This is a genomic window from uncultured Nitrospira sp., assembly GCA_902500695.1.
In the GTDB taxonomy this organism is placed as follows: Bacteria; Nitrospirota; Nitrospiria; order Nitrospirales; family UBA8639; genus Nitrospira_E.
On the sequence record CABVRQ010000007.1, the window covers coordinates 78,598 to 85,776 of the forward strand.

General features: G+C 50.5%; 10 protein-coding genes. 6 read left to right on the plus strand and 4 right to left on the minus strand.

Annotation, left to right across the window (positions count from 1 at the left end; genetic code table 11):
• From AAH187_RS03195 to AAH187_RS03220, 6 genes are all read left to right on the plus strand, one after another.
• On the plus strand, positions 1-424 hold a 424-nt coding region (locus AAH187_RS03195), incomplete at its 5' end, for a universal stress protein (protein ID WP_342346987.1).
• Positions 425-663: 239 nt separating this feature from the next.
• Positions 664-1,119, plus strand: a complete 456-nt coding sequence (locus tag AAH187_RS03200; protein WP_342346988.1) for an Hsp20/alpha crystallin family protein — start codon at positions 664-666, stop codon at positions 1,117-1,119.
• A 123-nt stretch (positions 1,120-1,242) separates the two neighbouring features.
• Positions 1,243-1,668: a hypothetical protein gene (locus AAH187_RS03205; protein ID WP_342346989.1), complete on the plus strand. Its 426-nt coding sequence runs from the start codon at positions 1,243-1,245 to the stop codon at positions 1,666-1,668.
• A gap of 107 nt (positions 1,669-1,775) precedes the next feature.
• On the plus strand, positions 1,776-2,738 hold the full coding sequence (locus AAH187_RS03210; protein WP_342346990.1) for a universal stress protein: 963 nt from the start codon (positions 1,776-1,778) through the stop codon (positions 2,736-2,738).
• Between the two features lie 11 nt (positions 2,739-2,749).
• Positions 2,750-4,123 carry a hypothetical protein gene (locus AAH187_RS03215; RefSeq protein WP_342346991.1) on the plus strand — a complete coding sequence of 458 codons (1,374 nt, stop codon included), beginning with the start codon at positions 2,750-2,752 and terminating at the stop codon, positions 4,121-4,123.
• Positions 4,124-4,137: 14 nt separating this feature from the next.
• Positions 4,138-5,259 carry a 4Fe-4S dicluster domain-containing protein gene (locus AAH187_RS03220; RefSeq protein WP_342346992.1) on the plus strand — a complete coding sequence of 374 codons (1,122 nt, stop codon included), beginning with the start codon at positions 4,138-4,140 and terminating at the stop codon, positions 5,257-5,259.
• A 50-nt stretch (positions 5,260-5,309) separates the two neighbouring features.
• On the opposite strand, the gene AAH187_RS03225 is transcribed toward AAH187_RS03220, so the two are convergent.
• From AAH187_RS03225 to AAH187_RS03240, 4 genes are all read right to left on the minus strand, one after another.
• Positions 5,310-5,597: a ferritin-like domain-containing protein gene (locus AAH187_RS03225; RefSeq protein WP_342346993.1), complete on the minus strand. Its 288-nt coding sequence runs from the start codon at positions 5,595-5,597 to the stop codon at positions 5,310-5,312.
• A 218-nt stretch (positions 5,598-5,815) separates the two neighbouring features.
• Positions 5,816-6,292, minus strand: coding sequence for a hypothetical protein (locus AAH187_RS03230; protein ID WP_342346994.1), 477 nt, complete (start codon positions 6,290-6,292; stop codon positions 5,816-5,818).
• Positions 6,293-6,527: 235 nt separating this feature from the next.
• Entirely contained in the window at positions 6,528-6,821 is a 294-nt protein-coding gene (locus tag AAH187_RS03235) for a cupin domain-containing protein (protein ID WP_342346995.1), read from the minus strand.
• Positions 6,822-6,846: 25 nt separating this feature from the next.
• Positions 6,847-7,086, minus strand: coding sequence for a DUF4385 family protein (locus tag AAH187_RS03240; RefSeq protein WP_342346996.1), 240 nt, complete (start codon positions 7,084-7,086; stop codon positions 6,847-6,849).
• Positions 7,087-7,179: the final 93 nt, after the last annotated feature.

Here is a 7,179-nt window from a genome sequence, read left to right on the forward strand (position 1 = left end):
CTTACAAAAAATTCTTCTCCCCATTGAAGGGCAGGAAGACGCAGAAGCGGCGTTACAATTTTTGGCGCTCCAACCTTTTCGGCAACCGGTTGAGATCGAAGTGTTCGCGGTCTGGCCACAACCCCAACTCTCCTGGCCAACCACGGTGGGACAATCCGACGTCCTGGAAGCTCAAGCCATAGAGGAAGCCCAGGAACGCATGAAAGTTCTCACTGACCGGCTTACCCGGATGAACTTCGCCTGTCAGGCCCATGTCGGGATTGGCGATCCCGCCTATGCCATCCTGGAACAGGCCAAGTCTTCACAATCCGACTTGATCATGATGGGTACACATGGCCGGGGAGGATTCTCGCGATTTTTGATGGGAAGCGTGTCGCATACCGTGCTACACCAATCCCCTTGCCCGGTTTTGATTGTCCGGTAGACGTTCAGAAACGTGAGGACCGGCTGCCTTTTTCCTGTTGATGACATCTGCTACAGGGTTGTTCCGACAGAATGAGGCGAACTGCTACGAAAGAAAAGGGACAGAATATATTCATGGAAGGATTATGCAGGAACCCTGCAGTCGCCTCTTCCATAAAACTGTTGGCATATCCATTGCTATCTATCAGGTATAAGGATGATCGAAAATTTTTCTTCCTGGGTACAAAAGGAGGTGACGAAATGAGTGCCATTACACGTTGGGATCCGTTTCGAGAAATGGATGAATTACAGGGTCGGCTTTCAACTTTATTCGGCCGGGCACCGGTCAGAAAAGAAGGGGAGCGTCAAGAAGCATTGCGCGTCGCCGAATGGGCTCCCCTGGTAGACATCACAGAAGACCCAAAAGAATACCTGGTCAAGGCCGAGCTTCCCGAAGTCAAAAAGGATGAAATTAAAATCGGTGTGCAAAACGATGTGTTAGTCATTTCCGGTGAACGAAAGTATGAGAAGGAAGAGAAGGACAAAAAGTACCATCGGATCGAGCGAGCCTATGGGAGCTTTTCACGGAGTTTCACTATCCCCGAAGATGCCGATCCCGAGAAAGTCTCGGCGGAATTCAAGGAGGGTGTGTTGCACGTCCATTTACCAAAAAGCGACCGGGCAAAACCAAAAAGTATTACCGTGAAAGTTTCATGAGAGAGCGGGTTCCCCCTTCTGGATTGAAAGGAGAACCCGGGGACCCGGTGATGACCATACGACCATTGACAGCAAGTCGAGTGAGAAAAGTCACTTCATCAAAGTAAGGGAGATCATCCACACATGTACAACCTTCGAGAATGCCTATTTCGCAGGGTTTGGCTTCTGTCCATTGGATTTCTTCTCTTAGGGGGCATGCTCCCGACCAACGCGCAACCCCTCCAAGAAGTGAAAGTGACCATAGAGGGATATACGTTTCACACCACTCAGATGCCTCTTCAACTGGACACGGAGACCATTATCTACATCACAAACAAGGATACGGTCCGTCATGATTTTGGATCAGACATGTTTGTGAATACTCTGACCCACGTCGAAAGTAAGGGAGTCGTGACCTATGGAAAGGGTGTGGAAGGCGTCTATCTTGAGCCTGGCCAGGAGGCATCAATCCGTTTGATGCTGAACCACTCCGGTCGATTCCAATTTCAATGTTCGATCCATAAGGAGATGAAAGGGGAAATTCTACTCCTGACCGTGGACGCCGTGTAATCGGTAACCTCTGAATTCCCGATGGGTTGTGGTCGGATGCCCGAGTAATTAAAATCTCTGAGTAGGGCTATCTTGCTTTCACTTTAAGGCGAAAGGCCAATACAATTATGGTCAAGATCGTAACCCATGTCCTGTTTCCCACCGACTTTTCACCAAGCTCCGCCCCTGCATTTCGATATGCGGTGGAATGGGCCAAAGTGTTTGAAGCCCAACTGACCATTCTCCATGTCCATTCTCTGCAACCGGGGCTGGATATTGACGCAGGAGTCGCTCAACAATTCCTGGATGAACAACGGAAGGTGGCACGGGAAGAGTTGGAAACACTCCTGGCCGGGGCCCGGCAACAAGTTCCCAAGGCATCTATAGAACTGCTGGCAGGGCTGCCGTCGGAATGCATTTGCGAGGTTGCCAGGGAGAAAAAATGCGATTTAATTATGATGGGAACTCACGGGTGGACCGGGTTCAATCGCGTCTTATTCGGAAGCGTGGCGGAACGGGTGATTCAACGAGCCCCATGCCCGGTCCTGTCCATTCCTCACCGGGAATCAGTGGATATCTCAGCGATGCATCCCTTGCAAATCCTCCCGCGACAAGTCGTCCTGCCTTTGGAATTCTCCGATTGCTCGATGGAGGCCTATGAATATGCGATCCAAATTGCGAAATGGTTTGATGTGCCGCTGACCTTGGTCCATGCCATTGAACCATTGTCCTACAGTTTGGACTTCACCCTGACTCATCCGCTTCAAGAAAAAACCAACCGGGATAAGGTCGAAAAGCGATTGGCTGATCTTACCGCTGTTCTGTCCGAACAGGGCTTATCCGCGCGATACGAGTTACTCGATAAACCAACCGTGGATGGCATTCTTGAGACCAGCGCGATCCAGCAGGCTGATCTGATTGTCATGGGGACCCACGGTCGAAAGGGACTGACCCGTATGATCCTGGGGAGCACGGCTTATAAGGTGCTCGAACAAAGCCCCTACCCTGTCCTCACAGTGAAAAGTCCAAAATTCGAGGGAGGGCATCATCCGTCATCTGAAAATGAACAGACCCCATCCTCCGCAAGGTGAACCCTGAACCCGTGACAATAGAGAACAACCACGCCCACCCCTCAGCCGGAACAGCCGAAGGCCTTCGCAATCTGTTAGCCCGATTGGAACTTCAATCCGTCCAACCAGATTTTCAGTTACAACGACAACTGGCCTTAAGCCACGCCCTTCAGCCCTATTTACATCCACTCATGGTTCCGCCCCTGGTTCCCCTGCCGGAGGAAGAGGACCTGGCCAAGTGGTACCTCTATGCTGATTATTTGCCAACTGACGGCCATGCTTCTCTCATCGAACAAGTGCGGGACCTGGTAACGGAACATGTCCCGCAAGAAGAACGGGTCTGGCTGGATTCCTTGCGACATTCCTACATGGATCTGCTCGAGGTGCAAGATATGGCTCACGGGAATCAGACTACTCAGACCCGTCTGCAATCGTTGGGGGATAAACAGATATTTGCTGTTTTCCTCCCAGTGGCAAGCGTGCCATACAACGTTGGACATGTCCTGTTCACCCGGCTCCTTCGGGGGTTGACCGACATACGCCTGCCTGGTCCGCCACTCATTCTTTCCTCCAGCATGGGAAAGGCGGTCCTTGAATTGACCAATGAGAAGCGACGGGAAATCGAGATTGGCACAGGCAATTTCGCTCTTTCAGAATGGGCAGAATTCGCCAAGAGCTACGGGTATACAATGATGTGGAGTGTCGCCAAGGTGCGACGAGGAGCCTGGGCTGTCGTGGACTCACAAATCGACTATCTAAATGCCCATGGCGAAACCTTTCTTTATGCCATCGCCCTGTATGAACACCATGACTTGCGTGTGCTGACTAACGGGCTTCGTGGATTTGATCAGTTCACTTCCGCGCAAGAAAAGGCCCGCAAACCCGCGTCATCCGTTTTACAAACCGACACCTTAACGTGGCTATGGCTCCCACCACATGACCCATCCGGTGCCACAGAATACCCCGTCGCCCGTTTGACCTTGACACCCACACAACTATTTGTCGAAACCGATTCTTCAGACCGGCTGGATATCATCAAGCATCAACTGGCCGCAACCTTTGGCTTCTCACTACATTTCCAGGGGGAAACCACCGCTCCCCCTCAACATAGGACTCCTGAAGTGAATCTTTTATCAGACAGCTATATCGCTCCCCCCACCATCGTCTCCCAAGAAGAAGAGCAACTGATCCTCGCCTCATTGCTTGAAACTGTCTATTTGGAATGGGCAGAAACGCCTTCCCCGCTTTTGAAAGCTCAAAGCCCTCGCCATTATTGTGCTGCGCAACACGACACCAAAGACGTCGAAGCTATCATTGATCAAATGGAACAACATGATCTGGGTAGGCGACGCACGGGCAAACCCGCTTACAATTACAACATTCTCCGTGGTCACATTGGGCTCTAAGATACAAGGGAACCATGGCTCACGACTTTTTTGAACCTCCTCCGCCAGGACTCTTATCACGCCAGGATTTTTCGCAGCTGATTCATGTTCTCCAGAATCTTGGCTATCGAATCCTGGGGCCGGTCCTCTCCAACGGCGCAATTCAATGGGACGAAATTACCCGGGTAGATGACCTCCCGATCGGATGGAAGGACCAGCAACGCCCAGGAAACTATCGGCTGGAACCAGACTCTAGCGCCAGATATTTCAATATCGTTCACGGCCCACAGTCTCTCAAGCCACTGGTGTTTACGCCCCGAGAAACTCTGTTAGTCCTGGACCGCCAAGGAAAAACCTTTTCTGCCAAAGAAACCGTCCCTGAGATACCACGAACCGCCGTGCTGGGAGTGAGAGCATGCGATCTTGCTGGACTTGGCATTCAAGATCAGATTTTCCTGAACGGTTCCTATCCTGATCCCTACTATCAACAGCGACGGAAAAATCTTCTCCTCATCGCCGTCAACTGCACAAGGGCATTGGAGACCTGCTTTTGCGCCTCAATGGGCACGGGGCCAAAAGCCCAAGGAGGGTACGATCTCAGCCTGACGGAGGCCGATGACGATTTTACGATTGAAGCCGGAAGCACTGCAGGCCTAAAGGTCTTGGAGCAGCTTGCCTGCTCGGTTGCATCTGAAAACAGGATCAAACAGGATGAGGAACGAATAGCCGCCTGCGCAGCCAGCCAAACGCGGACCATTCCGCATGCTTCGTTACCCCAAGCATTATATGATGCCCACGATCACGCTCGATGGGACGAGGTAGCCGCACGATGTCTGGCCTGCACCAACTGTACGATGGTCTGCCCCACTTGCTTTTGTCATGGGGTGGAAGAAACTCCATCCCTGGACCACCAACAATCCGAACATGCTCGAGTCTGGGATTCGTGTTTCACGTCAGATCACGGATTCATCCACGGAAAAAATTTTCGTCCTACCACCAAAGACCGGTACCGCATGTGGCTGACTCACAAATTAGGGTCATGGATTGATCAATTCGGCATGTCGGGTTGTGTCGGTTGCGGACGCTGTATCACCTGGTGCCCGGTAGGCATCGATCTGACCGAAGAAGTTCACGCCCTCTGTCAGCCCCCCGAATAACCAAAATTCAGTGAATACGGGGACAGGTCGGTCCCATCGACATTACCAGGCTACTTGTGCGCGATGGGTTTCTCTGTAAACAGGAAATCCTTCAAATGTTTGGAAAATGTCGGATCCTTGCGGCGAATCCATTCGAGGACCATCGACGCATGCTCCTTCTCCTCATCACGATTGTGCTTAAGGATGGCCTTGAGGTCCCCGTCTTTGCACGCATCCGCGCGCTGATTGTACCAATCAACGGCCTCCAGTTCTTCCATCAATGAGACAATGGCCCGGTGCATATCGCGTGTTTCATCGGACAATTCCTCAATGGGTTCGTGATAGCCGACACTCGCCATATTCCGCTCCTCCTCTGGATTTAAGATGATGAATCATAATGATGAGCACGAAACCACTAATATGGGATAGGCAACCGCATGAGGGAGAGGTTTTCCCATAGGGCGGACTCTAGGCTCTGACCTTTGGGATGTCAATTATTACCCCCATCAGTGCGTCTCGAAAAGTATTATCCTCATATACATTTACTCGGCAGCCCAGCAGATCGGCAATCACCTCTTCAACTCTTTGCGGATTTGCCGATTTGAACTTCCAGTGAACACACTCCACCAGGACACCCGGATGCAGGTTTACCTTGCAGGGTGACATCAAGATTGGGAGGAACAGTGAAGGTCCTGAGGACTTCCTGGAAAGTCAGCGGTGAGGTGCGGTTCCATGGGAGCAAGGAAAGACAACGTGCCAGCAGACAGTACCCTGTGAAACAGAGTATCAATGTGCCTATAGCCGGAATCCAATAGAAAAATTGAAGTGGCGGCAGATACAGCACGACCAGGAGAAGCACATATGCGATACGAAGTTGCGCAGGAAAAGACGAGGCATTTTCTTCGCGTGCAAAAAACACCAAGGCTTGAATGGTGGAAATGAGGATAGCCAGAAAAAAGTAAGTCGGGTCAACGAGCAGGCCGGCCAGTAAGCAACCGGCAAGGCATAACCAGATCCACCAGGTGTAATCGGACAGACGGATAAATCGCATCATGGAGCATAGAATACGACACATCGAGAAAAATGTAAAAACTTAGATTTCACCATCCAGGCATTGGACGAACATTTAATGATTCGGTTAAAGCTTAATCATGTTGTCATCCTGAGCCAGAGGCGAAGGATCTGTGCCCAGCAGAATGACCTCACCTCCCAGAACGTATGCGTGTCATTCATCACTTCCATCACTTCGCAAACAATATCTACCCTATGGCACTCACGCTTTTACGCTTTCAATCATACCCATACAGCCATTTGGTCGTCCCGTGATGAATGTTTTTAACCGAATGACAGGCTTCTTTTGGAATGAATACCTCATCCCCCGGTTCAGCGATAACCTCTTCACCCTCAATATTCATTCGCAATTTTCCTTCAACAACGGTGACCAGCTCGTTGGTCGAATGAACGAAATCATTCCACTCTCTTCCCGGAGGATCAATAAAGACATCGCACGAGTATCCGCGCTGGCTCCAGGACCGTGCCACCTCCTGGCGATTAAGTGGGAGGGGATATTTTTTGCAGGTCATATATTCCAAGTCGCTGTCCTCCGCGCTACCGCTTGGAATAAATTTCTTTGTGCCTAATCTTCAGTTCCAAATATTCTTTATCTTCTCTGACTTTCTTCCACTTCTGATAAAAGATTTCAGCTGATTCGGCCTTCGCTTCATCTTCTACAACCGGCAGGATTTCTTTGCTTTGTTGACTATACTTACGTCCTGATTTGTGATTGGCATACCGTCTGGACCTCGTATAACCCCTCTGCAAGTCTTTACGTGCCATATCCATCCCCACAAATTCCCCTTTGGGTTTTTATCACTTAAATAATTGGTAAATAAAGGTGGCCTCCTTTAGAGACATCTTGTGATGTTTACATGTTCAATAGTG

What these genes read in the sequence shown, in the direction of transcription:
- AAH187_RS03200 (WP_342346988.1), top strand. Translation starts at nt 664, where the DNA reads ATGAGTGCCATTACACGTTGGGATCCGTTTCGAGAAATGGATGAATTA.
- AAH187_RS03205 (WP_342346989.1), top strand. Translation starts at nt 1,243, where the DNA reads ATGTACAACCTTCGAGAATGCCTATTTCGCAGGGTTTGGCTTCTGTCC.
- AAH187_RS03210 (WP_342346990.1), top strand. Translation starts at nt 1,776, where the DNA reads ATGGTCAAGATCGTAACCCATGTCCTGTTTCCCACCGACTTTTCACCA.
- AAH187_RS03220 (WP_342346992.1), top strand. Translation starts at nt 4,138, where the DNA reads ATGGCTCACGACTTTTTTGAACCTCCTCCGCCAGGACTCTTATCACGC.
- AAH187_RS03225 (WP_342346993.1), bottom strand. Translation starts at nt 5,597, where the DNA reads ATGGCGAGTGTCGGCTATCACGAACCCATTGAGGAATTGTCCGATGAA.
- AAH187_RS03230 (WP_342346994.1), bottom strand. Translation starts at nt 6,292, where the DNA reads ATGATGCGATTTATCCGTCTGTCCGATTACACCTGGTGGATCTGGTTA.
- AAH187_RS03235 (WP_342346995.1), bottom strand. Translation starts at nt 6,821, where the DNA reads ATGACCTGCAAAAAATATCCCCTCCCACTTAATCGCCAGGAGGTGGCA.